Consider the following 25,632-nt stretch of genomic DNA (forward strand, 5'->3'; position numbering starts at 1 on the left):
AGCAATGACGAATGTCGGCGGCGGTAGCGAGGCTCGATCTTGCGTCAACAGAGAAGCGTCAGCGTCGGCGATGGATGCGCTGTACGCTCTCGTCTGTCGTCACCGGCGTATCGCCGTGCTCAGTGGCGCCGGCATCAGCACCGCCAGCGGTATCCCCGACTATCGCGATGCCCAGGGCGAGTGGAAGCGCTCGCCGCCGATCGATCATCGCGACTTCATGTCTCGCCATGCCTCGCGTCAGCGCTACTGGGCGCGGGCGATGATCGGTTTTCGGGTGCTCAATGAGGCCAGTCCCAACGCGGCGCACCGGGCCATCGCCGAGCTCGAGCTGCGCGGCAAGGTCTCCGGGGTGATCACCCAGAACGTCGATGGACTGCACCAGCGCGCGGGTTCCCGGCGGGTCATCGATCTGCACGGCAGGGCGGATCTGGTGGTGTGCATGAGCTGCGGTGCGCGCCAGATGCGCCATGCCCTGCACGATGAGTTGGCACGCTGTAATCCGCAGTGGGTGGCGCAAACGTCGCCGGTGCGGCCTGCGCCGGACGGCGATGCGGACCTGGAGGCGGACTTCTCGAGCTTTCGGGTGCCCTCCTGTGGCCGCTGTGGCGACGGTATCTGGAAGCCCGATGTGGTGTTCTTCGGCGACAACGTGCCAGCGGCGACGCTGGCCAGCGCCCGCGGGCTGCTCGAGGACAGCGACGCCCTGCTGGTGGTCGGCAGCTCGCTGATGGTCTATTCCGGCTTTCGCTTCGTGCGCGAAAGCGTGAAGGCGGGACGCCCGGTGGCCTGCATCAATCTGGGGCGCACCCGCGCCGATGAACTGTTCGACGTCAAGCTCGAGGCCCCAGCGGTTCAGGCGCTGGAAGCGCTGGTGCGGGATCTGGGCTAGGCGCCGGCCCAGCCAGTTTTCAGACGAGCCAGAGCTCAGCCTCCGGCCAGCTTGACCCTGTAGCCTTTCTTCTCCAGGGCGTCTTTCAACACCTGGCGGTGGTCGCCCTGGATCTCGATGACGCCGTCCTTCAGCGCGCCACCGGTGCCGCAGCGCTTCTTCAGCTCCTTGGCCAGGGCCTTCAACTCCTTGTCGGCAAGCGGCACGCCGTCGATGGTGGTGACGCCCTTGCCCTTGCGTCCGCTGGTTTCCCGGCGGATTCGCACCACCCCATCCAGGCTGGCCAGGCGCGCCTGGTCCTGGATCTCGTCGCAGCGGCAGGCGTCCTTCGGTTCACGGCAGTCCGGGCAGATGTCGCCGTGTTCGGTGGAGTAGACCAGCGAGCCGAGTTGTTCCTTCAGCGATGCCATGGTGGTGCGCTCCTGTCGGGTGGTGCGATGGTGCGGTCGGATCAGGCCAGCTGGACCGGGATGGCGTTGCTGGTGTGGCTGATCTCGTTGCCTTCCTGGAGGTAGACCAGGGAGGGCTTGTGCTGGTCGAGTTCGCTGTCGCTGTAGTGGGCGTAGCTGCAGATGATCACGCGCTGGCCTTCGCTTGCCAGGTGGGCAGCGGCGCCGTTGACCGAAATCACCTTGGAGCCTTCCTCGGCACGGATGGCATAGGTGGTGAAGCGCTGGCCGTTCTCGACGTTGTAGATCTGGATCTGTTCGTTTTCGCGGATACCGGCGAGGTCGAGCAGTTCACCGTCGATGGCGCAGGAGCCTTCGTAGTTGAGCACGGCGTGGGTCACGCGAGCCATGTGCAGCTTGGCCTTGAGCATGATGGTGTACATCTAGGGGGCTCCTATCGAGGTAGCGTCACAGTGAGGTTGTCGATCAGTCGCGTGGCGCCGAGACGGGCGGCCACCAGCAGGATGGCGTCACGGGTGGTGGCGGTCACCGCGCCGAGGTCACGGGCGCGCAGCTCCAGATAGTCGGGAGCAAAGCCGTGGGAGGCCAGGCGCGCGCGGCCCTCTGTCAGGGTGGCGTCGATGTCGGCGCCGGCCTCGAGGCTGCGCGCAAGCGTCACCAGGGTGGCCTGCAGTTCGGCGGCGGTGGCGTGCTCGGCCTCGCTCAGGTAGCCGTTGCGCGACGATAGCGCCAGTCCCGAGGCCTCGCGCACCGTGGGCACCCCGATGATCTCGATCGGCATGTGCATGTCGTGGACCATACGGCGAATGACCGCCAGTTGCTGGTAGTCCTTTTCGCCGAAGCAGGCGACGTCCGGCTGGACGATATGGAACAGCATGCTGACCACGGTCGAGACGCCGTCGAAGTGGCCGGGTCGGGCGCCGCCACACAGGCCTTCGCTGACCTCGGGTACCCGCACCAGGGTCTGGCCGTCGAGGCCGTCGGGGTACATGGTCGCCGGGGTCGGGGTGAACACCATGTCGCAGCCAGCGGCCTCGAGCTTGGCCAGGTCCGCCTCGAGGGTGCGCGGATAGTTGTCCAGGTCTTCGCTGGGGCCGAACTGCAGCGGATTGACAAAGATCGAGGCGACCACCAGGTCACAGCGCTCGCGGGCCGCTTCCACTAGCGCCAGGTGGCCCTGGTGAAGGTTGCCCATGGTCGGCACCAGGCCGATGCGGGCACCACTGCGGCGGTGAGGCGCGAGCGCTTCGCGAAGCTTGGCGATGGCGGAATGGACGTGCATCGCAGACCTCCTAGAAGCAGTGCTCGGCAGCCGGGAACTCCCGCGCCAGCACCGCTTCGTGGTAGCGACGGAAGGCGCCTTCGATGTCCTCGGCTTCGGCCAGGAAGTTCTTGACGAAGCGCGGGGTCCGCCCGTGGGTCACGCCGAGCACGTCGTGCATCACCAGGATCTGGCCGTCGGTGTCGGGGCCGGCGCCGATACCGATCACCGGCACTTCCAGAGCTTCACTGACGGCACGACCGAGACTCGCCGGCACGCACTCCAGCAGGATCACCGAGGCGCCGGCCTCGACCAGCGCTCGGGCGTCCTCGAGGATACGGCTGGCGGCTTCGGCCTCGCGTCCCTGGACCTTGTAGCCACCGAGCTGATGCACGGTCTGGGGGGTCAGCCCCAGATGGGCGCAGACGGGCACCCCGCGACGGGTGAGTTCACGGATGTCATCGGCCATCCAGCCCTCACCCTCGACCTTGACCAGCTCGGCGCCGGCCCTCATCAGCGCGGCGGCGTTGTCCAGCAGGCGCTCGCGACTGGGATTGCCCATGAATGGCAGATCGACCATCAGCAGGCTGTCGCCCTTGCCGCGTGCCACGCAGCGGGTGTGGTAGAGGATGTCGTCCATGGTGACCGGCAGGGTGCTGTCGTGCCCCTGCAGGACCATGCCAAGGGAATCCCCGACCAGCAGCACGTCGATGCCGGCGCGCCCGGCGGCGGCGGCAAAGGAGGCGTCATAGGCGGTCAGGCAGCTGAAGGGTTCACCGGCGCGCTTGCGAGCCTTCAGCGAGCTCAGGGTGACGGAAGTCATGGCGTGTTCTCGTGTTGGCGGTGGGGCGACTTCTATGACCGCCCCAGAGTGATCACCGCGGATTGTTACCGATGGGTGAATCTGTGTCGATAGGTAACGTTGACCAAGGCAGAGCAGGGTTCAAGGTAACAGCGACCAAAGTGGTAGAGGTCGATCGGCGTCTAGTGAGTGCCTGGAGGCTTCGGGCCACCTGGGCTCCAGGTGCTCAGCGAACGGCCTCGGTGGCGTTCAATGGGGATAGATCACCCGAGGTGAGGGCGCCGTTCCAGCGCTCGGCCAGCGATGCCAGGGTCTGACCGTCGGGCAATCTGAGGTCTGTGGCGATCTCGGCCAGCGGCAGTACCACGAAGGCGCGGTTTACCAATTCCGGGTGTGGCAGCGTGAGGCGCGGGTGGCGCCACTCGGCGTTGCCCATCCACAACAGGTCGAGATCCAGGGTGCGGGGCCCCCAGTGGCGCTGGCGTACGCGTCGATGACGTTGCTCCAGCGCCTGCAGTTGGTCGAGCAGGGCCAGCGGCGACAGCCGGGTGTGGAGTTCGGCCACGGCGTTGACGTAGTCGGGCTGGTCCTGGGGACCGACCGGGCGGCTGGCGTACAGCCGAGAGGCCGCGACTCGACGCGTCAACGGCAGCCGGTCGAGCTCCTCGAGAGCCTGCTCGACCTGACGACGGGGGGCGTCGAGATTGCTGCCGAGGCCGATAAAGGCCTGGGTATGGCGCCCCACCTGGTTCACTCGTCCGACTGCGGCGGTTGTTGCGGGCGCGGCTTGCGCCGCCGGCGACGGCGCTTGCGCGGGGCGGCGGTGCCGGCAGGGTCGGCGCCTACCTTGCCCAGCAGACGGCGCTGTTCGTGCTCGTCGGCTTCCTGAAAGGCGGTCCACCAGTCACCCAGTCCCGGTTCGAGTTCGCCGGCGGCCTCGCGCAGCAGCAGGAAGTCGTAGGCGGCACGGAAGCGCGGATGGTCACGGGTCTGGAAGGCACGCTTGCCACGACGTAGCGGCAGACGCTGCTGCAGGTCCCAGATGTCTCGCATCGGCATGCTGAAGCGCTTGGGCAGTGATACGTGCTGCAGCTCGCGGCTGATGACCTGCTGGGCGGCGGTCTGCAGGGCCGGAACGGGAGGCATGCCGTCGGCCTCGAGATCACGCTGGCGCAATTGCACCGGCCCCCACATGAAGGCGGCCAGCAGGAAGGCGGGCGTGACCGGGCGATCCTCGCGAATGCGACGGTCGGTGCTTTCCAGTGCCTGCTCGATCAGCGGCTCGGCCCAGGGCAGCTCGGCCATGCACTCGTCGGCTTCGGGGAACAGCATCGCGAACAGGCCATAGTCCCGCAGCAGACGGAAGGTGGTCAGTCCTTCACCGGACAGGAACAGCTTGAGGATCTCGTCGAAGAGCCGCGCCGGAGGAATCTGCAACAGCAGCGGCGCCATTTCGGCGATCGGCGCCTCGGTATCCGGGGCGATATCGAAGTCGAGCTTGGCGGCGAAGCGGATGGCCCTAAGCATGCGCACCGGGTCCTCGCGGTAGCGGGTCTCCGGGTCGCCGATCAGGCGCAGGGTGCGCGACTCGATGTCGTCGACCCCGCCGGCGAAGTCATGCAGGCTGAAGTCGGCGATGCTGTAGTACAGGGCGTTGACGGTGAAGTCGCGACGCAGCGCGTCTTCCTCGATATTGCCCCAGACGTTGTCGCGCAGCAGCAGGCCGTCATCGGACTGGGAGGCGACATGCTCGCCGTGGTCGTCACGGGGCTTGCCACGGAAGGTGGTGACCTCGATGACCTCGCGGCCGAAACGCACGTGCACGATACGGAAGCGGCGGCCGATGATGCGTGAATTGCGAAACAGCTGCTTGACCTGCTCCGGCGTGGCGTCGGTGGCCACGTCGAAATCCTTGGGAGCGATCCCGAGCAGGGAGTCACGCAGGCAGCCTCCGACCAGGTAGGCTTCGTAGCCGGCGTTGTGCAGGCGGTAGAGCACCTTGAGGGAGGCTTCGCTGAACTGGCGACGGGACACGGGGTGTTCGTCGCGTGTGAGTACGCGGGGCATCGGCGGTCCTGCGGCGGCTTCCTGAGCGCCGAACAGCGACTTCAAGTGCTCGCCTGGGCTCTGTAGAAAGCGGGTAAATCCTTTGATCATGCGGCGATTTGGACTCGCGGGGTACGGAAAGGTGATGAGTGTAGCGGACGCTCCCGGCCTTGCAAAGCGCAGTGGACAAAGCCGCTCGGGTGTCAAGGGCGACAGTCGGCGCAGTGTTCGAGCTGCGAAGAGGCGCAAAAGGTCCGGTTGCCCATGGCGATTGAGCCCTTGGGGGCTGTCTCGTCTGGCGGGGCAACGACTGGCTTGACGCTCGGAGGCCAGACAGCAGAAGGGGAGGCCAAGGGCCTCCCCATCAAAGCAGGATGCAGCGTCCGTGCTGCTAATTTTTCTTCGTGATGGCGCATCGCCTTGAATACGCACCACAGTCACCAAGGAGTTTCAGGCAAGCAATGATGTTGTTGTTATTGGCGCTCCTGACGGCGACCGTCTCGTATTCAAAACAATAGTCCAACCACGACGGCATGGGATCATGCCTCCTCCCGGATTATTGGCATTGTTGCCGGGAGTGCGCTCTGACGACCCTGTTGTTCTTGTTGGTCGGTCATCGTTGGCGCGTCGCGTCCTGGTACTCCGGGCCTCGTCGTCTTGTTGTTGTTCGACGAGTGGTAGCTCCGCAGGTCCGTATTGTTGTTGTCAAGGCTGCGGTGCCTAGTGCCCAATCCGCCTGCTTCACCTGGAAGCGTTGTTGTTGTTGGGGCGGCAGATTCGATCGTGGCGGTGCAGGTTATTGTTGTTGGCTGCCCACGATCGCCGGAATTTGTTGTTCTTGCCCAGACTTACTGCAGTTGTCGTGCCTACTTTGATTTTTTTCTTTTTTATCAGCCGCTTGCTTCATTGTCGTTGGTTCGAAGCAAGCCGCCGGGTCATTTGTGTTACCTCGGGCTACCCATTTTGGCGCACTCCCCTGTGTGGGATGGTAACAACCGGTGCATCAAGAGGTAGCTGGCGTGCAGGGCCTACAATGCCTGTATTGATCGCTACAGACACTTGCACCATGGTCGAATGAACCAAAGCAGGGGGCATGGCAGGAAGCGGCAGGCAAGGGCGAGCCGAGGGGTGAGTCGAAGGGGGCCAAGGTGAGTGGCCCAAGGGAGGCCGGGGCGAAGCGCGGGGCCAGGGCCCCAGGGTGTTGAGCCTGTGGTCTCGCGTCAGTGGCGCCGCGCCGCCTTCTTGCGCGGGATACCCAGACGCTGGCGGCGTTCCCACAGGCACTTGCGTGAAATTCCCAGCTTGTTGGCCAGCTCCGTCTCGCTCATCTGGTCCTGATGTTCGAGTACGAAGTGCTGGAAGTAGTCTTCCAGCGACAGGTCGTCCTCGGTAGCCGTGTCGGATCTTTCGGGGGCGGGCGCCTCCAGTGACGTGGCCGCCTCCTTGGGGGGACTGGGCGGTCGCGTTACCGGCACGGTTGCCAGGCCCAGGTCGTCCGGATGGATCAACTGGCCTTCGGCGAGGATCACGCCACGCTCCAGGGCATTTTCCAGCTCCCTGACGTTGCCTGGCCAGGGGTAGTCGGCGATGTCCCGCCGTGCGGCGCGAGACAGGTGCAGACCGTCGCGGGCGTGGCGCTTGCAGGCCTTGGCCAGCAGTACGTCGGCAATCTCGAGAATGTCGTCCTCGCGCTCGCGCAGCGGAGGCAGGTCGATCTGCATGACGTTCAAGCGGTAGTAGAGATCGAGACGGAAGTCTCCGCTGCGTGACAGGGCGCGCAGGTCACGGTGGGTGGCAGCGATCAGCCGAACGTCGACGTGGCGCGTTTCCACCGAACCGATGCGGCGTATCTCGCCTTCCTGCAGCACCCGCAGCAATCGGGCCTGGGCGTCCAGCGGCAATTCACCGATCTCGTCGAGGAACAGGGTGCCGCCGTCGGCGGCCTCGACCAGCCCGGTACGCATGGCGCTGGCCCCGGTAAAGGCGCCCTTCTCATGACCGAACAGCTCAGATTCGATCAGCGTCTCGGGGATGGCTGCACAGTTGACGCAGACCAGCGGCGCCTCGGCACGGCGGCTCTGCTGGTGCAGGGCCTTGGCCACCAGCTCCTTGCCGGTACCGGATTCACCCTGAATCAGTACCGTCACGTCTGCCGGGGCGGTCTTGCGGATACGGGTGTAGACCGCCTGCATCGCCGGGCAGTTGCCGATCATGGTGTGGCGCCGTCCACCCTCGTCGGCGATGGCGGGCGGCGTGCTGCGCTGACTCGCCTGGCGGTGCAGTACTCGAGCCACGGTTTCCAGCAGTTCATCATGATCAAACGGCTTGGCGACGTAGTCCACCGCGCCGAGTTTCAGCGCATCCACCGCCGAGCGCATGCTGGCGTAGCTGGTCATGATCAGTACCGGGCAGGGGGCGGCGGCCTTGATCAGGTCGGTGCCGGGTGCACCGGGCAGGCGCAGGTCGCTGATGATCAGGTCGTACTCGCCAAAGCCCTGCCCGCATGCCTGCTCCACCGACTCGCATTCGCACACGCGGTGGTCGTGGCGTTCGAGCAGGCGGCGCAGGGCGCTGCGGATGATGGCTTCGTCTTCAACGATCAGGATTCGGCTCATGGATCGGCATATCCCCGGCAGGTCGATGGACATCGGGAGAAGGTAACCATACCTGAATTCTGGTGCCACCGGCCTGCCCCGGCAGGGGCGACTCCACCTCGACCTTGCCCTGGTGCTCGGCCACGATGCTTACCACCAGGGCGAGACCAAGACCGGTACCTTGGCTTGGCGGCTTGGTGGTGGTGAAGGGCTCGAACAGGTTTTCGCGCACGCTGGGATCGATGCCGGGCCCCTGGTCGGTGACCGACAGCCAGTGACGCTCACCCTCCTCGCCGGCGTCGATGACCACGAGGCCGTTAGCCGGGCTGGCGTCACGAGCATTGCTCAGCAGGTTGATCAATACCTGCAGCAGGCGCTGCTCGTCTCCCGTGATGTCGAGCCGCGCCGGACAGCGATTGTCGTAGCGAACATCGTCGCTCTTGCGGGCCAGCTTGAGCAAGTGCAGCGCCTGGTCGGCCAGATGCCTGGCCGATACCGGCGCGAAGTCGCTGCCGGTGACGTGGCGACCGCCGTGGGCAAAGCCCACCAGTGAGCCAACGATACGCGACACGCGCTTGGTCAGTGTCTGGATCTGTTCGGCGGTCTCGAGCACGTGGGGATCCGTGGTGTCATAGCGCAGGTTCTGGGCCAGCGATGAGATGCCGGTGATGGGGTTGCCAATCTCGTGGGCCACGCCGGCGGACATCTGGCCGATGGAGGCGAGGCGAGCCGCGTGGATGAGTTCGTTCTCCAGCCATTTCATCTCGCTGTGGTCCTCGACCAGGATGACCGTGCCACCAGCGGCGTCTGCCGCAGGCTCGTCCACCAGGCTGGCCTTGAGCAGGCTGACGTAACGCAACCCCCGGGGCAGCTCCACGGCTTCCTGGTAGAGGTGGTCCTTGTCGCTTTCCAGAATGGTCCCGAGCAGCTCGGCCCAGGGCGCAGGCAGGGCCTGGCGATGGGCGCCAATGATCTCCTCGCCGGAAATCTCGCTGAGCTCGGCCAGGGCGTCGTTCCACATCAGTACCTCGCCGTCGTCACCGAAGGCACACAGCCCAACAGGCAGTCGCGTCAGCATGCGGCGATGGTGACGTCGCAGCTCGTCGAGTTCCCGCGCGAGGCCAGTGAGGCGAGATCGGTAGGCCTCCAGGCGGCTTTCGACGAAGTGGATATCTTCCTTCGGCGCTCGCCCATCGCGCCGATAGGGCAGGTAGTGATCGACGATGTCCTGGGCGACCGATGGGCCCATCAGGCCGGACAGGTTGGCCTGGATACGGTCGCGCAGACGTCGCAGCGCGTAGGGCCTGGCATCCTTGGCAGATTGATGGAGGCTTGCCAGCGCCCGGGTCACTTCGCGCTCGGCGACCTCGTCGCCGAGCGCCATGGCCAGGCGCCGCCTGACGTCATCACTGTCGGTCAGATTCAGCGGCAGGCGCTTGGGGCGGATGACCGCATCCACCGAGCAGGCCTCGGCGGCCGCTCGTTCTCCGGCGGAGGTGGGGGTGATCAACGACACCAGAATCAGGCTCAGGCCATTGGCGCCAAGCGATACCAGGGCGACCGGATACCAGGCGGGCGAGTCGGTGACAGCCTCGTCGCCCAGGAGCCCGAGCAAGGCGTCCAGCGGCGCAAGCAGCGGCGGCAGGTCGCTGAGCAGCGGCAGCCACAGGCCGGCACACCAGATCGCCACACCCAGGCCGAGGCCGGTCATCACCCCCTTGCGGTTGGCACCGGGCCAGTACAGCAGGGCCAGCAGACCCGGCAGACACTGAGCCATGCCAACCACCGCCACCAGCCCCAGTCGGGTCAGCTCGGTATTGGCGTCGACGGCCTGGGCGAACAGCCAGCCGGCGAGAATGATGGCGCCGATCAGGCCGCGCCGTAGCCAGCGTAGCCAGCGATAGAGGTCGGGGTGCTCCACCGGGGGATGGGCGACCAGCACTAGATGGTTCAGCACCATTCCGGCGAGCGCCAGCGCGCTCAGGATCAGGGTGCCGCAGGTGGCGGCCAGTACCGCGACAAAGGCCAGGGCGGTGACGGCGGGGCTATCGGACAGCGCGAAGATGACGTAGGCGGCCCCCTGGATATCATCGGCCACCCCCATGCGCTGACCGGCCCACAGCACCAGCGGCACCGGCAGTGCCATCAGCAGCAGCACCAGCGGCAGCCCCCAGCCCGCGCTGAGCAGGGTTCGGCGACTGAGCGGGCGGGCGAAGGTCACGTGAAACATGTGGGGCATCAGTAGCGCAGCGGCGAAGAACAGCAGCAGCAGGGTTCTCCATTGGGCGGCATCGAACTGGCTCGCCTGTGCCTGGTGGACGCGGCCGGGCCCGTCCAGCCAGTGCTGCAGGTCGCCGGGGCCGTCGAAGATGGCGTAGAGCGCAAAGGCGCCCAGCCCGAGAAAGGCGACCAGCTTGATCAGCGACTCCAGGCCGATGGCGGCGGTCAAGCCGTCGTAGCGCCGATGGACGTGGGTATGACGGGCGCCGAACAGTATCGCGAACAGTGCGATCAAGGCACACAGTATCAGCGACAGCAGGCCTGGAGAGGCAGCGTCGGTGTAGCGATGGATGGCATGCCTCATGGCCTCCACCTGCATCGCCAGCAGCGGCATGACCGCTACCAGGCTCAGCAGGGTGACGCAGGTGCCGACCCAGCGGGAGCGAAAACGAAAGGCGAACAGGTCCGCCAGAGAAGACAGCTGGTGGGTTCGCGTCATGCGCTGCAACGGCAGCAGCAGGACCGGTGCCAGCACAAAGGCGCCGGCGGCACCCAGGTAGTAGGCGAGATAACCAAATCCCCGCTGGTGGGCCACGCCAAGGCTGCCGATCACCGCCCAGGCGTTGGCGTAGACGCCCAGGGCCAGGATGCCGATCAGTGGGTGGTGGACCAGCCGCCGCGGAATCCAGCCGCGCTCCACCGCGCTGGCGGTAGCGAACAGTGCCGACAGGTAGCCAAGCCCCAGCAGTACAAGGGAGACGAGCTCAGCGCTCATCCAGCGCTCGCTTCTGCTCGAGCCACAGCGTCAGGGCGATCAGTGCCCCCCAGATCAGGAACGGGCGGTACCAGGCGTTGCCGGGCTGGCCCCAGCCGGTCATCAGCAGCGGCGAGAGCAGATACCCGCAAAACACAAGCAGCAGCATGATGCGGTAGACGTACATGGCAGGCTCACTCGTTGGTGTCAGCGTCGTCGCCGTCCACTTGCAGCCCCTGCGAGGCGATGTCTGCGCGGGGGATCTGTCGAGGACGCCAGCGGCGGCAGGCGGCCTCGAGCTGCTCGGCCACCGGCGCCTCGCTCGCCGCCGGGTCGGGGGACTGCCCCAGCAGTGCCAGGGTGGCATGCAGCAGCCGGCGTACGTCACGGGGATCTTCGGGCAGTGGTCGGGCCAGGTTCTGCTTGGACAGCTTCTGCCCATCCTGCCCTATCACCAGCGGCAGGTGAAGGTAGCGCGGCGGCTCGGCACCGAGGGCTTCGAGCAGCTGCAGCTGCCAGGGGGTGTTGTCGAGAAGATCGGCGCCGCGCACCACGTCGGTGATGTTCTGGTCGATATCATCCACCACCACCGCCAGCTGGTAGGCCCAGAGGCCGTCCTTGCGCTTGAGCACGACGTCACCCAGGGCGGCAGGGTCGAAGCGCTGCAGACCCTGCAACCGATCGTGCCAGCTGACCGGGCGCTGCCCCAGGTCGCTGCGCAGGCGCCAGGCCTGAGGGGCCTCGGGCTGGCATACGCCGTCGCGGCACCAGCCTGGATAGATGCCGTAGTCCCGCCACTGCTTGCGCGAGCAGCTGCAGGGGTAGGCCATGCCCTGCCCGGTCAGCCGCGCAAGGGCACTAGCATAGGCGTCATGGCGATGACTCTGGTAGCGCACCTCGCCGTCCCAGGCGAGGCCAAAGGTCTCGAGCTGGCGCAGGATGGTATCGACGCTGCCAGGAGGGCAGCGGGGGGGATCGACATCCTCGATGCGCAGGCTCCAGCGGCCTTGCTGGCTACGCGCATCCAGATAGCTCGCCACCGCGGCCACCAGCGAGCCGGCGTGAAGCGGTCCTGAGGGGGTGGGGGCAAAGCGACCATGGACGTGGTGCATGGGGGCTCCAGCGCTATCGGGAACAGGCAACCCTCGTGAACAGGCAGCCGGGGGGCAGGTGATCACGCAAACGGGCACCCTGAGGTGCCCGTTGTCGAAGGTCCGGCGAGGGGGGATCAGCCGCCGAGCTGCTTTTCCTTCAGTTCGGCCAGGGTCTTGCAGTCGACACAGAGGGTGGCGGTGGGACGCGCTTCCAGGCGACGGATGCCGATCTCCACGCCGCAGGCATCGCAGAAGCCGTAGTCGTCCTCATCGATCATCTCGAGGGTCTCGTTGATCTTCTTGAGCAATTTGCGCTCGCGATCGCGGGTCCGCAGCTCCAGGCTGAAGCCCTCTTCCTGGGTGGCACGGTCAGCCGGGTCGGCGTAGTTGTTGGCCTCTTCCTGCAGATGGCGAACAGTACGGTCGACTTCTTCCATCAGCTCCTGCTTCCAGCCAAGCAGGATCTGGCGGAAGTGCTCGAGCTGCTTCTCGTTCATGTATTCTTCACCCGCCGCCGGCTCGTACGGGATGAACTTCTTGGGCGCTTCCGGTTTTTTCTGTGCAACTGGCATGGGATTGCCTCATTACTTTAGTGACTGCTGATCAATACCCCACGCTAGGCTAAGGTATCTCACGCCAAAGGGAAGGTTGTTTAGCGGATATTTGGCCGTAGTGCAATACTTTTGCGCGATAACTACCAGTTTTCTCCCCGAAAGTCGTAGCCCGCATCGTCCGGATCAATGATTGGCGTCCTGGACGGTGACGGACGGCGACCAGGTTCCATGTTTCAATACCTCCATTGGACCATCAAGCACGGCTCGGGTTCGCTGCGGGCCGCGATCAAGAGAGGAAGCCATGAGCTTTAACGCCAGGGTCGAAGGGGTCGCCCCTTTCCGTGTGATGCATCTGCTGGAACTCGCTCAGCAGCGCGAGGCGGCCGGCGAGGACGTGATCCATCTGGAGGTCGGGGAGCCGGACTTCTCGACCCCACCTGCGGTGCGCGAGGCCGGCCACCGTGCCCTGGACGAGGGACGCACCCGCTATACCCCTGCCACCGGTATTCCTGCGCTTCGCGAGGCGATTGCCGGCCACTATCGTGAGCACTTCGATGCCGAGGTGGCGCCGGAGCGGATTATCGTCACCCCCGGCGCGTCCGGGGCGCTGCTGCTGGCGAGTCAATTGCTGGCGGGGCCCGGAGACGGCGTGCTGATGGCCGACCCGAACTACCCCTGCAATCGCCACTTCATGGCGCTGGCCGGCGCCCGGGTAGACGCGGTGCCGGTAGGGCCCGATAGCGGCTGGCAGCTGAACGCCGAGCTGATCGAGCGGCATTGGCGCGACGATACGCGCCTGGCGATGCTGGCCTCGCCGTCCAACCCCACCGGCCATGTGCTCGAGCGCTCGGCGCTCGGCGCGGTGGTGGACGCGGTGGCCGAGCGTGGTGGTGAACTCTTGGTGGACGAGATCTACCAGGGGCTCAACTACGGCATGGCGCCGCTGTCGGTGGCGTCACTCAGCGATCGGGCCTTTATCGTCAACAGCTTCTCGAAGTACTTCGGCATGACCGGCTGGCGCCTGGGCTGGCTGGTGGCGCCCGAGGACGCCGTGGAGCCGCTGACACGACTGGCTCAGAACGTCTTCCTGGCCGCCTCCACGCCGGCCCAGCACGCGGCGCTGGCCGCTTTCAACCCTGAGTGTCAGGCGTTGTTCGAGGAGCGCCGGCGAGAGCTCCAGACACGCCGGGACGCCTTGCTGGAAGGGCTGTCGCGGCTCGGCCTGGCACCGTCGCTGCCGCCCCAGGGAGCCTTCTATCTTTGGCTCGACATCTCCGCCTACAGCAACGACAGCCAGGCGTTCTGCCTGCGCCTGCTCGAAGAGGAGAACGTGGCGATTACCCCGGGGACCGACTTTGCCCTGCAGGGCGGCGAGCACCACGTGCGCATCGCCTTCACCACCGGGGTGCCGCGTCTGCAGGAAGCGCTGGCGCGTCTGGAACGTTTTCTGGCACGGCAGGGCTCATGAACTACCCCACCCTGGTCGGCGGCGTATTGCTGCGCCGCTACAAGCGATTTCTGGCCGATGTGCGCCTCGACGACGGGCGCGAAGTGGTCGCCCACTGCCCCAACACCGGCTCGATGCGCGCGGTCAATGTCCCCGGCGCCCGGGTCTGGCTGTCCCCCAGCGACAATCCGGCGCGCAAGCTGGCCTGGACCTGGGAATTGATCGAACTGCCGTCTGGCGATGCCCAGGCCGGTGCTGCGTCGGCGTTGGCCTCGGTGCATACCGGACGAGCCAACCGGATCGTCGAGGAGGCTTTGCGCTCGGGGACGGTGGCCGAACTCAGGGGTTATTCGGCGATCAAACGCGAGGCCAAGGTGGCCAACGCCCGGCTGGACTTTCGCCTGGATGACGACGAGCGCCCGAGCTGCTTCGTCGAGGTCAAGCAGGTCACCCTCAAGGAAAGCGATGGCCACGGTTACTTTCCCGACGCGGTCAGCGAACGTGGGCGCAAGCACCTGGAAAGCCTGGCGCAGCTGGTGGTCGGGGGGAAGCGAGCGGTGTTGCTGTTCCTGGTCGCCCACGAGGGCATCGACGATGTCGCCCCGGCGATGCACCTGGATCCGGGGTACGGCGATACCCTGAGACGGGTGATGGCCGAGGGCGTCGAGGTACTGGCCTACCGCATCCGCACCCGGCGAGACGACCAGGGCAGGCCACTGGCGCTGACCCTGGATGCATCCTTGCCGGTGCGGCCGATGGCGCAGTTCGTCGAGGACTGAATCGGCGCTTCTGTGAGGGGCGGGCTCAGTCTGCTGCGGACGGGCGGCAGTCGGGCAGGGCCGCGAGGACGCGCTGCATGGCGGTGTCGCCCTTGGCTCCCTCGCTGACCTGTTCCCACCACTGACGATGGATGCCGCGGACGCGCACCTCGACCCGTGGTATGCCGATCACCTGGGCCATGGCCATGCGGTGCAGCCCCTTGTTGATCTTGACCAGCTCGCCGTGCCGATCCACCGCCGCGCCCAGACGGTCCTTGCCGAGGCCATTGTCGAAGCCGAAACAGGCCATGGCCTCCATGTACAGGAGGTAACGGCGCAGATAGGCCAGGATGCGTTCGGGACGATCCAGCACCATGCCGTCGGAGTGCGAGGCCACCGGTTTGCCTCTGGCCAGGCGTTCGGCCAGCTGGTGGTAGCTGCGGCTCTGGCTTGGGTCGCGGCGGTGTGCCCAGATGTCGGCGATGAAGTGCATGCGACGGCTCGACAGGGCGTGGGTCGTCGACAGATCCCAGTCGCCGTCCCATAACAGGCGATCGCTGATTCGGTGACGCTCGCGCCGATCCGGGAAGGAGCGTGGATAGTGGATCTGCTTGAGCAGCCGACGCGGGTCGACGCTGACGTCCAGGGCCTCGCCGTAGCGTGATTCGATGCCGCGTCGGGGCAGGCCGCGGGCCTCGAGGGGCCGGCTGCCCGGGGCCTCGGACAGCCACAGGCGCAGGGCCAGGTGCTCCAGCGGCAGTGTCAGCGAGCGATTGATCAGTCCCTTGGCCCGCTGGGCCAGTCGTGACAGGCTCATGCGCGGGCCCAGGCTGGGATCGTACAGGCTGGGGTCGGCGGGCTCACCGCCGGGCGTCAGCGGCATGTCGCGGCTGGCATCCAGCAGGCTGATGGCACAGCACAGTCGTGCCTTCAGGGCATCATCCACCGACGCCGGAGGCAACTGCTGGTACAGCGCCATCAAGGCGTCCAGCGTCGGGCACTGGGCATCCGTCAGCGGAGGCGGCAGAACGACGCGGTCGACATCGAGCCGCCAGGGCGTGGCATCGGCCGGTGTGGCCAACGCCAGGCGCTGGCTCGCCAGGCGCGAGGCGAACACCTGCATCAGCCACGCATGGGGGGACTCGGCGGCGGGGTCGAAGCGCCAGATGTTGTGCCATGCCAGCACCAGGGTGTCGTGGATCACGTCCTCGACATCCCTTGGCGCGTCGAGAAAGTGGCGGGCGATGGCGGTCAGGTGAGGCACCGTCAGCCTGGCAAGGGTCTCGAGGCCGCCGGTGGCGCCCTGACCGCATTCTTTCAGGGCGTCGCCGACCGCCGAGGTGACGGGTAGCGCGGAAGAGAAAAGGGTATCACTGGTCACGATAGAACCGTTTCAAGAAGCTGACTGCCTCGGGGGAAGCGTTGCGGTCAAGCTGCAGCGAGAGCCGAAAGCGCATCGGTGCACTGGTGTCGATGGCGAAGGTGGCGTAGCGCGAGATGCCGTCGCCTTCCCGCAGGGTGCGAAAGGCCAGAGGTGTCTCGCCGGGCTTGCCCACCACCGAGACGCTGCCTTCGGTGGCGACGTTGAGGGCCTGGCCATCGGCGTCGCGAACGCTGAGGCTGACCAGGCCCTGGTGTGGGCTGCGCTGGATATCCAGACGGCGGGCCATCTCCTCGGGGAGAAAGTCGGTGGTGATGGCGCTGTAGTGCGCCTCGATATCGCCGAAGCGCTCGAACTGCTGGGCCTGGGCTGGCGCCGTCGGCAATACCTGCAGCGCCAGCAGCACCAGCAGCGACAAGGCGAGCGCGTAGCGTCGGTGGCTGGCTCGATTGACGTTCATCTCATCCTCCTTGGCAGCAGGCCTGCCTGCTGACGTCCGACCCATTGCTGCCTTGACCCTCGGCCCATCCTGTCGCGCCGAGGCCTGTGGCGCGCCCGCGCCAGGTGTCAGCCGTCGCGGCTCACGCGAAAGATCGCGATCTCGCCAAACAGGTTGGGCCACAGCCGTGACAGCCGTCTACCTTCGTGGTCCTTGATGCCCACCGCGCGGTCGACGATGGTCACCCCCTTGTCACGACACAGCGCCTCGAAGTCATTGAACGTCGACAGGTGAATGTTGGGGGTGTCGTACCAGGCGTGGGGCAGCGACTTGGACACCGGCATGTAGCCGCGTAGTCCAAGATGGACCCGGTGGCGCCAGTAGGCGAAGTTGGGGAAGGTGATGATGCATTCCCGGGCCACCCGCAGCATTTCGTCGAGCATGCGGTCGGGGCGGCGCAGCGCCTGCAACGCCTGGGTCATGATCACCAGATCGCAGGCGTCATCCTCGAAGTTGGCGAGTCCTTCGTCGAGGTTCTGCTCGATGACGCTGACGCCCTTCTCGATACAGGCGGTGATGCCGTCAGGATCGATCTCCAGACCGTATCCGGTGACGCCCTTGTCGCGCGCCAGAGCGTGCAGCAGGGTGCCGTCACCGCAGGCCAGGTCGAGCACATGGGCGCCCTCGGGAATCCAGCCGTGAATCAGGGTGAGGTCAGAGCGCATGGTCGGCCTCCTGGCGTGACGGCAGCTTGAGGTCATCGGCGACGCGTCTCATGAAGCCGGCGAAGATCGCTTGATAGCGCGGCTCCGGCATCAGGAAGGCGTCATGGCCGTGGGGCGAGTCGATATTGGCGTAGCTGACCGACTTGCCGGCACGAATCAAGGCGTTGACCAACTCCTTGGAGCGTGACGGCGGGAACCGCCAGTCGGTGCTGAAGCTGACCACCAGGAACGGACACTCAGCCGGGGCAAGGGCCTTGGCCAGGTCGCCCTGGTGGGACGAGGCCGGGTCGAAGTAGTCCAGCGCCTTGGTCATCAGCAGATAGGTGTTGGCGTCGAAGGAGGTGGAAAAGGCGTCGCCCTGGTAGCGCAGGTAGGACTCCACCTGGAACTCCACGTCGAAGCCGAAGTTGAGGTCTTCGCTGCGCAGATCACGGCCGAACTTCGAACCCATGGCGTCTTCGGACAGATAGGTAATGTGGCCGACCATGCGCGCCAGCTTCAGTCCGCGACGGGGCAGGGTCTCGTGATCGGCGTAGTGGCCGTCGTGGAAGTCGGTGTCCGAGCGAATGGCCTGACGCGCGACCTCGTTGAAGGCGATGTTCTGCGCCGACAGCTTGGGCGTGGCGGCGATGACCACCGCGTTGGCGATGCGTTCCGGATAGGCCAGTGACCACTGCAGCACCTGCATGCCGCCCAGGCTGCCGCCGACGACGGCGGCGAAGCGGCTGATGCCCAGGCGATCGGCCAGGCGAACCTGGCTGTCGACCCAGTCGCAGACGGTGACCATGGGGAAGTCCGGCCCCCAGCGGCGGCCGGTGTCCGGGTTGATGCTGGAAGGCCCGGTGGAGCCGTGGCAGCCGCCGAGGTTATTCAGCGAGATGACGAAGAAACGATCGGTGTCGATGGACTTGCCGGGGCCGATGTGGGCGTCCCACCAGCCTGGCTTGCGATCGGCCTCGTCATGATAGCCCGCGGCGTGGTGGTGGCCGGACAGGGCATGGCAGATGAGGACCGCATTGCTGCGGTCCTGATTGAGGGTGCCGTAGGTCTCGTAGACCAGATCGTAGGCCGGCAGCGTCTTGCCGCAGACCAGGGGCAGAGGGTCGTCGAAGTGCGCCACCTGCGGCGTCACCAGTCCGACCGAATCGCGAGTCGTCTCGGGCATCAGTCGTGTGTGTCCAGTGAAAGTTGGTGTTGTCGTGGCCGTGTACGCGAGCGTTGGTCGAGCCTAGAGCCCGACCAGCATCCCGGAGATACCGGCGGCCCGGACCAGCGAACCCACCACGATGCCATCGATCAGGTTGATGCCGATGAACACCACGATGGGTGACAGGTCGAGCATTCCCAGCGGCGGAATCACCCGGCGTACCGGCGCCATGATCGGCTCCACCAGTTGCATCACCAGCAGCGCGCCGGGATGGCTGGCGTTGGGGGCGACCCAGCTGAGGATGATCATCACGATCAGCGCAAAGAAGTAGATCTTCAGGATCGCGCTGGCCAGGGCCGCGACGCCGGCGATGGCCAGGCCATCGAGCCTCGGCATGCCGACACCGGCCAGCTGCAGCAGGATGATGATGCTGATCACCTTGACCAGAAAGCCCGCGGCCAGGGTGGCCAGGTCAAAGCGGCCCATCACCGGGCCAAGCACGCTCTGGAAGGGACGCACCACCGGCTGGGTAATCTTGACCACCGACTGGCTCAAGGGGTTGTAGTAGTCCGCCTTCGAGGCCTGCAGCAGAAAGCGCAGCATCAGCAGGAACAAGAAGATGTTGATCAGGGTGTTGACCAGCAGCAGGCCAGCGTTTCCCAGTTGACTGCCCATGTGGGCTCCTCCGTCTTTGATTAACCCTTGCCGAGTTCGGCAGACATTTCCTGGGCACGCTTGGCACAGGCTTGCATGGCGCCGTCGAGCGCCTGCCGCAGTCCTGCCTGCTCCAGATATTCGATGGCCCTCTCGGTGGTACCCCCCGGGGACATCACATTGCGTTTCAGTTCACCGGGATCACGGTCGCTCTGCATCGCCATCGAGGCGGCTCCGTAGGCGGTCTGCATCGCCAGTCGGCGAGCGCTTTCTGCGCTTAGCCCGAGTTTGACGGCGGCCTCTTCCATGGCCTCGAACATCAGGAAGAAGTAGGCCGGTGCACTGCCCGAGACGGCGGTGACCGCTTCCAGCAGGGCTTCGTCTTCGACCCATTCGATGATGCCGACGGACGTCATCAGCTCGCCGACCAGGGCGCGCTGCTCGTCGCTGACGCGCGGGTTGGCATACAGCCCGGAGGCACCGGCACCGACCAGCGACGGAGTGTTGGGCATGCAGCGGACCACCGCCAGGCCGCCACCCAGCCATTGTTCCAAGGTCTCGGCGCTGAGGCCAGCCGCCACCGACACGATCAGCGGCCGACGCTTTTGCACCGACTCCCGTAGAGTCTCGCACACCTGGCGCATGATCTGTGGCTTGACCGATAGTACGACCACGTCGGCGTGCTCGATCGCCGCCAGATTGTCGGTGGTGGTATGGATGCCCAGGCGCTCGGCGAGCGGCGCCAGGGTGGCGTCACGGGTGGCGGTGGCGGTGATGGCATCGGCAGGGTAGCCGCTGTGCACCATGCCGCCGAAGATGGCGCTGGCCATGTTGCCGGCGCCGATAAAGGTCACGTTGCTGGCCATGCGGGGCTCCTTGAAGGGTAGGGCATTGGATATTCGGACAAACAGGGTAGCGTCACCAGGCCTGTCGTGGCGACGGGCTCACTGGCGCGAGCCAAAGATCGCGGTGCCCAGGCGCACGATGGTGGCGCCCTCGGCGACGGCGGCCTCCAGGTCGGCACTCATGCCCATGGACAAGGTGTCCAGCGGTGCGTCCGGCAGCTCTCGACGCAGCGATGACAAGGCCTCGGCCAGTAGACGGAAGGGCTCGCGCTGCGCTTCTGGGTCTTCGCTGGGGGCCGGGATGGCCATCAATCCGCGCAGACGCACGTGAGGCAGCGCCGCCGCCAGGCTCGCCAGCTCAGGCAGCTCCTCCAGGCTGACGCCTGATTTGGTTGCTTCGCCGCTGACGTTGACCTGCAGACAGATATTCAGTGCGGGAAGGCCATCCGGGCGCTGATCGCTCAGGCGCTGAGCGATCTTGGCACGATCGACACCATGGACCCAGTCGAAATGGCTGGCCACGTCACGTGTCTTGTTGGATTGCAGCGGTCCGATGAAGTGCCAGTGTATGCCAGGGCAGTCGCCCAGTTGGGCCTGTTTATCCAGCGCTTCCTGTAGATAGTTCTCGCCGAAGTCGCGCTGGCCCAGGGCATAGGCATCCCGGATCATGTCGGCTGGCTTGGTCTTGCTGACCGCCAGCAGCAGGGCCGCGTCGGGCGCTCTTCCCGCCTTTGCAAGTGCCTGATTCAGGCGTGTCCGGGCTTGGGTCAAGGATTCGGCAATCGTCGTGGTCATCGGCCTGGGTCTGTCCTATCGTGGGGCTCCCTGCCCCCGAGTCGGGGGTTCAAGCCTGGTAAGCCCATGGATATTACCGAACTGCTGGCACTCTCGGCAAAGCAGGGCGCCTCGGATCTGCACCTGTCGGCGGGACTGCCACCGGTGATGCGCGTCAATGGTGAACTGGAGCGTCTGCCTGGCCCGCCGATGGGCGACAGTCAGGTCAGATTGTTGCTCGAGTCGTTGATGGACGAGGAGCTGCGCGAGCAGTATTCGCGCACCCACGAGGCCGACTTTTCCCACCAGATACCGGGTCTGTCGCGTTATCGCGTCAATGCTTTCGTCCAGCAGCGCGGGGCGGCGGCGGTCCTGCGTACCATCCCCGATCGTATCCCGACGCTTTCAGAGCTGGGGATGGGCGAGATCTTCGAACGTCTTGTCGCCCTGCCGCGGGGCCTGGTACTGGTGACCGGGCCCACCGGGTCCGGCAAGAGCACAACGCTTGCGGCGATGATCGACCATATCAACCGCCACCGTCGCGACCATATCCTCACCATCGAGGATCCCATCGAGTTCATCCACCACAGCCAGCAGGCGCTGGTGTCCCAGCGTGAGGTACACCGCCACACCGAGGGCTTTGCCGTCGCCCTGCGCAGCGCCCTGCGCGAGGATCCCGACGTCATTCTGGTCGGAGAGATTCGCGACCTGGAAACGGCGCGCCTGGCCATGACCGCGGCCGAGACCGGGCATCTGGTATTTGCCACCCTGCATACCGCCTCCGCGGTCAAGACCATCGATCGGATCATCGATGCCTTCCCGGGTGATGAAAAGAATGCAGTGCGGACCATGCTGTCGGAGTCCTTGCAGGCGGTCGTCTCCCAGGCGCTGCTGCCCAGCAGCCGGGGCGGGCGAGTGGCGGCGCGAGAGATCCTCTTGATCAATCAGGCGATCCGTCATCTGATCCGTGAGGACAAGTTGGCCCAGATCTACTCGTCGATGCAGACCGGTGGCCAGGCCGGCATGCAGACCCTGGACGCCGACCTGGCGAGACTGGTGGCCTGTGGCGAGGTGGCGCCGGAGGATGCCCGGCGCCTGACCCGTGAATCTCTGGTCGATAGCGGGCCGAGCGCCGGCTGGAGCGGCGGGCAGAACGAGGGCTGGGTGAGCCCCCAGGGCGAAGGCTGGGGGTGAGGCGGTGGTTCAGAGCCAGTCGTCACTTTTTAGCGGGCGTAGAGCCCGCCGAGCACGCGCTCTGCGCTGGCGCCGGTGACCGACGGCAGGTTGCCGGGTTGCAGATTCAGTCGGGCATGGGCCAGCCAGGCAAAGGCGGCGGCTTCCAGCCAGTCGGCCGGCCAGCCCAGGGATTCGCTGTCCAGTAGAGTGGCCTCCGGCAGCTGGCGCGCAAGGCGTGCCAGCAGGTCCAGGTTGCGTGAACCGCCGCCGCAGGGCACCAGATCGAGGGAGGCAGGGGCGGTAAAGTGCTCCCGCGCCATCTCGATGCCCAGGGCGACGCTGGTGGCAGTGAGTTCCGCCAGGGTGGCCTGGACGTCCTGTGGTGACTCTGAACCGTTCAACTGCGCCTCTGCCCAGTCGAGAGAGAACAGCTCGCGCCCGGTGCTGCGAGGCGGTGGGCGGTGAAAGTAGGGCTCCGCCAGCCAACGCTCGAGCAGTGCGGTATCCACCTGGCCGCCGGCAGCCCAATCGCCGTTGGCATCGAAGGGGGTGCCGCGATGGCGTTGGTGCCAGGCGTCGAGCAGGGCATTGGCAGGCCCGGTGTCGAAGCCCAGCGGGGCACGCGGGTTCGAGGTCGGCGGCAGCAGCGTCAGGTTGGCGATGCCGCCAAGGTTCAGCACCAGCCGCCAGCGTTCGGGGTGGCGAAATACCTGCTGGTGGAAGATCGGTGCCAGTGGTGCGGCCTGACCGCCGGCGGCCAGGTCGCGGCGGCGGAAGTCGGCGACCACGGCACAGCGGGTCAGCTCGGCCAGCCGGCTGGGGTTGTCCAGTTGCAATGTATAGGGGGGCGAGTCTGGCTGGTGGCCGTAGGGGGCATGCTCGATGGTCTGCCCATGGCTGCCGATGGCAGCGATGTCCTCGGGTTCAAGCCCCTGTTGCTCGAGCAATCTCTGGACTGCCTCGGCCTGGCACTGACAGAAAGCCTCCTCGGCCCAGGCCAGGTCGGCAAAGCTGACCTGATCGGCGTGGGCCAGTTGCCACAGCCGCTCACGCAGAGCCTGCGGCATGGGAATGCCGACGCTGGCCTCCAGAGCTGCCGTGCCTGTGGCGTCAAAGCGCACCAGGGCGGCGTCGATCCCGTCCATGCTGGTGCCCGACATCAGTCCAATGAAGCGTTGCATGGGCCTTGTCATCTCAACCGGTGGAAAGGTTCATGGTAACATCCCCGCCACTGTCTATACCTGGCGCCGGCGCCGTGACGACGTGCCCCTGCTGACGGGGGCGTCGATGTCCGCGCAAGGGCCGATTGACCAAGCCAAGCCGAGCTGGAAAGCCGAATTGATAAGTGGAGTGAATACCATGAGCGATGTGGACGAGGCCCTTGCGCTGATTCAGCGCGGCACGCACGAGATTCTGCTGGAGGATGAGCTGAAGAAAAAGCTCGCTTCCGGGCGCAAGCTGAGAATCAAGGCGGGCTTCGATCCGACCGCGCCGGACCTGCACCTGGGCCACAGCGTACTGTTGACCAAGATGCGCCAGTTTCAGGATCTCGGCCACGAGGTCATCTTTCTGATCGGCGATTTCACCGGACGCATCGGTGACCCCACCGGCAAGAACGTCACCCGCAAGCCGCTGACCGAGGCCGAGGTCAAGGCCAACGCCCAGACCTACAAGGAGCAGGTGTTCAAGATCCTCGATCCCGACAAGACCGAGGTTCGCTTCAACGCCGAGTGGTTCTCCGAAATGAGCGCTGCTGACATGATCGAACTCGCCGGTCAGACCACCGTGGCGCGGATGCTCGAGCGCGATGACTTCGAAAAGCGCTACAAGGGTGGCCAGGCCATCTCGGTACACGAGTTCCTCTACCCGCTGGTACAGGGCTATGACTCCGTCGCCTTGAAGGCTGACATCGAGCTGGGTGGAACCGACCAGAAGTTCAACCTTCTGATGGGCCGCGAGGTGCAGAAGCACTTCGGTCTCGAGCCCCAGGTCGTCATTACCATGCCGCTGCTGGAAGGCCTCGACGGCGTGCAGAAGATGTCCAAGTCGCTGGGCAACTATGTCGGCGTCGACGAAGCGCCGGGGGCGATGTTCAACAAGCTGGTATCGATGCCCGACAGCCTGATGTGGCGCTATTTCGAACTCTTGTCGCTCAAGGACAATGCCGCCATCGAGGATCTGCGCGCGCGGATCGAGCGTGGTGACAACCCTCGTGACATCAAGATGGAGCTGGCGCGCGAGCTGATTGCCCGCTATCACGGTGATGAAGCGGCGGCGAACGCACACCGAAGCGCCGGTAACCAGTTGGCAGAAGGTGAGCTGCCCGAAGACTTGCCCGAGGTCGAGGTGGTCTTTGAAGGCAGCGATCAGGCGCCGATTGCGGCAGTGCTCAATCGCTCGGGACTTGCCAACAACAGCGCCCAGGCCAAGGACATGCTGGGTAATGGACGTGTGCGCGTCGATGGCGAAGTGGTGGCCAAGGATCTGATGCTGGCGCTCGGCCAGAGCTATGTCATCCAGGCCGGCAAGAAGCGTTACGCCAGAGTTACGCTGCGCGGCTGATCCGCCGGTGTGACCATCGCTTCCGGGACGCTCGCCACTGGCGGGCGTCCTTCGTTTTGCCACCCGCCTGCCTGCGACCTGTCCACAGGCGGGTGCGAGAAGATGACTGTGGGTAACATGAAGGCGCGAGTCGTGGGGCAGGCGAAGGCCAGGGCCAAGGCTGGCGCAGTAAGGAAAGCTGGCGCAGCAAGGACGGCGCAGCAGGCAAGGTGCATCAAGCACGGCGCAGCAAGGAAGAGACGCAGCAAGGGTGGCTTGGCAACGACAGGTGCGGCTCCCGAGGGCGCAGCGGCAAGTGAAAGGACAGACCGGCTCGCTGCACCAATCAGCTATTGAGCAATGGTCTGGAATAGCGCAGTAGAAATAGCGCAGTAGAGACGTGAAGGATGGGGTGGGTGTTGGAGGCTTCTGGCTCATGACGATGTGATGACGCCGGCGTGAAATTTTTTTACACGAAGTGCTTGCCAAGCCCGGCCCCGATCCGTAAAGTACGCATCCGCTGCCGGCGACGAGCAAACGTCACAGGCGGTGAAGGGTGGTAAAAGTGATTGTTTTGAAAAGGCTTTTTCAAGTCTTCGAGAAATTCTCCACTTGACGGGCAACGAGAAATCGGTAAAATGCTCGCCACTCGATCGGAGTCGCCAAGACGGCATCGCAGGATGCGCGTCAGGCTCGCTTCGCTTTCTCTTGGGTCCTGCAGGCATCGCTTGCACGGCGAAAAAAGAAAGCCTTGACGAAACACTTCGATTCTGTAGAATACGCCTTCCTCGCAGGGCGCTGCGCCAACAGGCGCTGCAAAGCGAGACGCTCTTCCGGCCGGGTGCCGCAAGAGCAGCTCTTTAAGCTCTCTATAGAGCCCAGAGCACGCTCTTTAATAATTTGATCAGGTAATTCATGTGGGCGCTTGCCGATGAGTCAGTGACACTGTCACTGAAATATCAAGGCAAGCGACTCGTCAAACGAGACGTTTGAACCTTGAGCCAAGTTTGGTCCGCTTAACGGACTATCAGACTTTAAACTGAAGAGTTTGATCATGGCTCAGATTGAACGCTGGCGGCAGGCCTAACACATGCAAGTCGAGCGGAAACGATCCTAGCTTG

The 25,632-nt window shown here is 65.4% G+C and carries 24 protein-coding genes and 1 rRNA gene; 6 read left to right on the forward strand and 19 right to left on the reverse strand.

The window, feature by feature from the left end; all coding sequences use genetic code 11:
- The first annotated feature begins 4 nt into the window (after positions 1-4).
- Positions 5-889, forward strand: a complete 885-nt coding sequence (locus tag NH448_RS10620) for an NAD-dependent protein deacetylase (RefSeq protein WP_083970454.1) — start codon at positions 5-7, stop codon at positions 887-889.
- A 35-nt stretch (positions 890-924) separates the two neighbouring features.
- Here NH448_RS10620 and NH448_RS10625 read toward each other — a convergent pair whose 3' ends face one another.
- The 11 genes from NH448_RS10625 to dksA form a co-directional block, all read right to left on the reverse strand.
- Positions 925-1,299, reverse strand: coding sequence for a translation initiation factor Sui1 (locus NH448_RS10625; RefSeq protein ID WP_045993300.1), 375 nt, complete (start codon positions 1,297-1,299; stop codon positions 925-927).
- 41 nt (positions 1,300-1,340) lie between these two features.
- Complete coding sequence (gene panD, locus NH448_RS10630; RefSeq protein ID WP_045993299.1) at positions 1,341-1,721, reverse strand: aspartate 1-decarboxylase; 381 nt, start codon at positions 1,719-1,721, stop codon at positions 1,341-1,343.
- A gap of 11 nt (positions 1,722-1,732) precedes the next feature.
- Complete coding sequence (panC, locus tag NH448_RS10635) at positions 1,733-2,581, reverse strand: pantoate--beta-alanine ligase (RefSeq protein WP_045993298.1); 849 nt, start codon at positions 2,579-2,581, stop codon at positions 1,733-1,735.
- A gap of 10 nt (positions 2,582-2,591) precedes the next feature.
- Complete coding sequence (gene panB, locus NH448_RS10640; RefSeq protein ID WP_045993297.1) at positions 2,592-3,383, reverse strand: 3-methyl-2-oxobutanoate hydroxymethyltransferase; 792 nt, start codon at positions 3,381-3,383, stop codon at positions 2,592-2,594.
- Between the two features lie 205 nt (positions 3,384-3,588).
- Positions 3,589-4,107: a 2-amino-4-hydroxy-6-hydroxymethyldihydropteridine diphosphokinase gene (gene folK / locus NH448_RS10645; RefSeq protein WP_045993296.1), complete on the reverse strand. Its 519-nt coding sequence runs from the start codon at positions 4,105-4,107 to the stop codon at positions 3,589-3,591.
- 5 nt (positions 4,108-4,112) lie between these two features.
- Entirely contained in the window at positions 4,113-5,519 is a 1,407-nt protein-coding gene (gene pcnB / locus NH448_RS10650; protein WP_045993295.1) for a polynucleotide adenylyltransferase PcnB, read from the reverse strand.
- 1,109 nt (positions 5,520-6,628) lie between these two features.
- On the reverse strand, positions 6,629-8,023 hold the full coding sequence (locus NH448_RS10655; RefSeq protein WP_045993294.1) for a sigma-54 dependent transcriptional regulator: 1,395 nt from the start codon (positions 8,021-8,023) through the stop codon (positions 6,629-6,631).
- Positions 8,001-10,997 (reverse strand): ATP-binding protein, encoded by a 2,997-nt coding sequence (locus NH448_RS10660; RefSeq protein ID WP_045993293.1) that lies wholly within the window; start codon positions 10,995-10,997, stop codon positions 8,001-8,003. Before NH448_RS10660 ends, NH448_RS10655 begins: the two co-directional genes overlap by 23 nt.
- A complete protein-coding gene (locus NH448_RS10665; protein ID WP_045993292.1) occupies positions 10,987-11,163 on the reverse strand; it encodes a hypothetical protein in 177 nt (58 codons plus the stop codon). Before NH448_RS10665 ends, NH448_RS10660 begins: the two co-directional genes overlap by 11 nt.
- 7 nt (positions 11,164-11,170) lie before the next feature.
- Positions 11,171-12,088: a tRNA glutamyl-Q(34) synthetase GluQRS gene (gene gluQRS, locus NH448_RS10670; RefSeq protein WP_045993291.1), complete on the reverse strand. Its 918-nt coding sequence runs from the start codon at positions 12,086-12,088 to the stop codon at positions 11,171-11,173.
- Positions 12,089-12,204: 116 nt separating this feature from the next.
- Complete coding sequence (dksA, locus tag NH448_RS10675) at positions 12,205-12,642, reverse strand: RNA polymerase-binding protein DksA (protein ID WP_045993290.1); 438 nt, start codon at positions 12,640-12,642, stop codon at positions 12,205-12,207.
- 283 nt (positions 12,643-12,925) lie between these two features.
- Between dksA and NH448_RS10680 the strand changes: the two genes are divergently transcribed.
- Entirely contained in the window at positions 12,926-14,092 is a 1,167-nt protein-coding gene (locus NH448_RS10680) for an aminotransferase class I/II-fold pyridoxal phosphate-dependent enzyme (protein WP_045993289.1), read from the forward strand.
- Complete coding sequence (sfsA, locus tag NH448_RS10685) at positions 14,089-14,850, forward strand: DNA/RNA nuclease SfsA (RefSeq protein WP_045993288.1); 762 nt, start codon at positions 14,089-14,091, stop codon at positions 14,848-14,850. Before NH448_RS10680 ends, sfsA begins: the two co-directional genes overlap by 4 nt.
- 25 nt (positions 14,851-14,875) lie before the next feature.
- Here the strand turns inward: sfsA and NH448_RS10690 are convergent, their stop codons facing one another.
- From NH448_RS10690 to NH448_RS10720, 7 genes are all read right to left on the reverse strand, one after another.
- On the reverse strand, positions 14,876-16,210 hold the full coding sequence (locus NH448_RS10690) for a sigma factor (protein ID WP_253028764.1): 1,335 nt from the start codon (positions 16,208-16,210) through the stop codon (positions 14,876-14,878).
- Entirely contained in the window at positions 16,200-16,670 is a 471-nt protein-coding gene (locus NH448_RS10695) for a DUF4426 domain-containing protein (protein WP_045993287.1), read from the reverse strand. The genes NH448_RS10690 and NH448_RS10695 overlap by 11 nt, the downstream gene beginning before the upstream one ends.
- Before the next feature lie 107 nt (positions 16,671-16,777).
- The gene (gene metW, locus NH448_RS10700) at positions 16,778-17,374 is read right to left on the reverse strand and encodes a methionine biosynthesis protein MetW (protein WP_045993286.1); all 597 of its coding nucleotides are present in this window, start codon (positions 17,372-17,374) and stop codon (positions 16,778-16,780) included.
- Entirely contained in the window at positions 17,364-18,539 is a 1,176-nt protein-coding gene (locus NH448_RS10705) for a homoserine O-acetyltransferase (RefSeq protein WP_045993285.1), read from the reverse strand. Before NH448_RS10705 ends, metW begins: the two co-directional genes overlap by 11 nt.
- A 63-nt stretch (positions 18,540-18,602) precedes the next feature.
- The gene (locus NH448_RS10710) at positions 18,603-19,196 is read right to left on the reverse strand and encodes a YggT family protein (RefSeq protein WP_045993284.1); all 594 of its coding nucleotides are present in this window, start codon (positions 19,194-19,196) and stop codon (positions 18,603-18,605) included.
- Positions 19,197-19,216: 20 nt separating this feature from the next.
- Positions 19,217-20,041 carry a pyrroline-5-carboxylate reductase gene (gene proC, locus NH448_RS10715; protein ID WP_045993283.1) on the reverse strand — a complete coding sequence of 275 codons (825 nt, stop codon included), beginning with the start codon at positions 20,039-20,041 and terminating at the stop codon, positions 19,217-19,219.
- A 78-nt stretch (positions 20,042-20,119) separates the two neighbouring features.
- Positions 20,120-20,815: a YggS family pyridoxal phosphate-dependent enzyme gene (locus tag NH448_RS10720; RefSeq protein ID WP_045993282.1), complete on the reverse strand. Its 696-nt coding sequence runs from the start codon at positions 20,813-20,815 to the stop codon at positions 20,120-20,122.
- Between the two features lie 66 nt (positions 20,816-20,881).
- Between NH448_RS10720 and NH448_RS10725 the strand changes: the two genes are divergently transcribed.
- A complete protein-coding gene (locus NH448_RS10725) occupies positions 20,882-21,988 on the forward strand; it encodes a type IV pilus twitching motility protein PilT (protein WP_071211127.1) in 1,107 nt (368 codons plus the stop codon).
- Positions 21,989-22,017: 29 nt separating this feature from the next.
- Here the strand turns inward: NH448_RS10725 and NH448_RS10730 are convergent, their stop codons facing one another.
- Positions 22,018-23,151 carry an anhydro-N-acetylmuramic acid kinase gene (locus NH448_RS10730; RefSeq protein ID WP_045993281.1) on the reverse strand — a complete coding sequence of 378 codons (1,134 nt, stop codon included), beginning with the start codon at positions 23,149-23,151 and terminating at the stop codon, positions 22,018-22,020.
- A gap of 178 nt (positions 23,152-23,329) precedes the next feature.
- Between NH448_RS10730 and tyrS the strand changes: the two genes are divergently transcribed.
- Positions 23,330-24,532 (forward strand): tyrosine--tRNA ligase, encoded by a 1,203-nt coding sequence (tyrS, locus tag NH448_RS10735; protein ID WP_045993280.1) that lies wholly within the window; start codon positions 23,330-23,332, stop codon positions 24,530-24,532.
- Positions 24,533-25,547: 1,015 nt separating this feature from the next.
- Positions 25,548-25,632, forward strand: a 16S ribosomal RNA gene (locus NH448_RS10740); the annotation flags it as partial.

Source organism: Halomonas sp. OfavH-34-E (assembly GCF_024124525.1).
Classification (GTDB): Bacteria; Pseudomonadota; Gammaproteobacteria; order Pseudomonadales; family Halomonadaceae; genus Halomonas; species Halomonas litopenaei.

Excerpts from the sequence above, each read along its gene's own strand:
- NH448_RS10620 (WP_083970454.1), top strand. The coding sequence starts at position 5 with ATGACGAATGTCGGCGGCGGTAGCGAGGCTCGATCTTGCGTCAACAGA.
- NH448_RS10625 (WP_045993300.1), bottom strand. The coding sequence starts at position 1,299 with ATGGCATCGCTGAAGGAACAACTCGGCTCGCTGGTCTACTCCACCGAA.
- panD (WP_045993299.1), bottom strand. The coding sequence starts at position 1,721 with ATGTACACCATCATGCTCAAGGCCAAGCTGCACATGGCTCGCGTGACC.
- panC (WP_045993298.1), bottom strand. The coding sequence starts at position 2,581 with ATGCACGTCCATTCCGCCATCGCCAAGCTTCGCGAAGCGCTCGCGCCT.
- panB (WP_045993297.1), bottom strand. The coding sequence starts at position 3,383 with ATGACTTCCGTCACCCTGAGCTCGCTGAAGGCTCGCAAGCGCGCCGGT.
- pcnB (WP_045993295.1), bottom strand. The coding sequence starts at position 5,519 with ATGATCAAAGGATTTACCCGCTTTCTACAGAGCCCAGGCGAGCACTTG.
- NH448_RS10655 (WP_045993294.1), bottom strand. The coding sequence starts at position 8,023 with ATGAGCCGAATCCTGATCGTTGAAGACGAAGCCATCATCCGCAGCGCC.
- NH448_RS10660 (WP_045993293.1), bottom strand. The coding sequence starts at position 10,997 with ATGAGCGCTGAGCTCGTCTCCCTTGTACTGCTGGGGCTTGGCTACCTG.
- NH448_RS10665 (WP_045993292.1), bottom strand. The coding sequence starts at position 11,163 with ATGTACGTCTACCGCATCATGCTGCTGCTTGTGTTTTGCGGGTATCTG.
- gluQRS (WP_045993291.1), bottom strand. The coding sequence starts at position 12,088 with ATGCACCACGTCCATGGTCGCTTTGCCCCCACCCCCTCAGGACCGCTT.
- dksA (WP_045993290.1), bottom strand. The coding sequence starts at position 12,642 with ATGCCAGTTGCACAGAAAAAACCGGAAGCGCCCAAGAAGTTCATCCCG.
- NH448_RS10680 (WP_045993289.1), top strand. The coding sequence starts at position 12,926 with ATGAGCTTTAACGCCAGGGTCGAAGGGGTCGCCCCTTTCCGTGTGATG.
- sfsA (WP_045993288.1), top strand. The coding sequence starts at position 14,089 with ATGAACTACCCCACCCTGGTCGGCGGCGTATTGCTGCGCCGCTACAAG.
- NH448_RS10695 (WP_045993287.1), bottom strand. The coding sequence starts at position 16,670 with ATGAACGTCAATCGAGCCAGCCACCGACGCTACGCGCTCGCCTTGTCG.
- metW (WP_045993286.1), bottom strand. The coding sequence starts at position 17,374 with ATGCGCTCTGACCTCACCCTGATTCACGGCTGGATTCCCGAGGGCGCC.
- NH448_RS10705 (WP_045993285.1), bottom strand. The coding sequence starts at position 18,539 with ATGCCCGAGACGACTCGCGATTCGGTCGGACTGGTGACGCCGCAGGTG.
- NH448_RS10710 (WP_045993284.1), bottom strand. The coding sequence starts at position 19,196 with ATGGGCAGTCAACTGGGAAACGCTGGCCTGCTGCTGGTCAACACCCTG.
- proC (WP_045993283.1), bottom strand. The coding sequence starts at position 20,041 with ATGGCCAGCAACGTGACCTTTATCGGCGCCGGCAACATGGCCAGCGCC.
- NH448_RS10720 (WP_045993282.1), bottom strand. The coding sequence starts at position 20,815 with ATGACCACGACGATTGCCGAATCCTTGACCCAAGCCCGGACACGCCTG.
- NH448_RS10725 (WP_071211127.1), top strand. The coding sequence starts at position 20,882 with ATGGATATTACCGAACTGCTGGCACTCTCGGCAAAGCAGGGCGCCTCG.
- NH448_RS10730 (WP_045993281.1), bottom strand. The coding sequence starts at position 23,151 with ATGCAACGCTTCATTGGACTGATGTCGGGCACCAGCATGGACGGGATC.
- tyrS (WP_045993280.1), top strand. The coding sequence starts at position 23,330 with ATGAGCGATGTGGACGAGGCCCTTGCGCTGATTCAGCGCGGCACGCAC.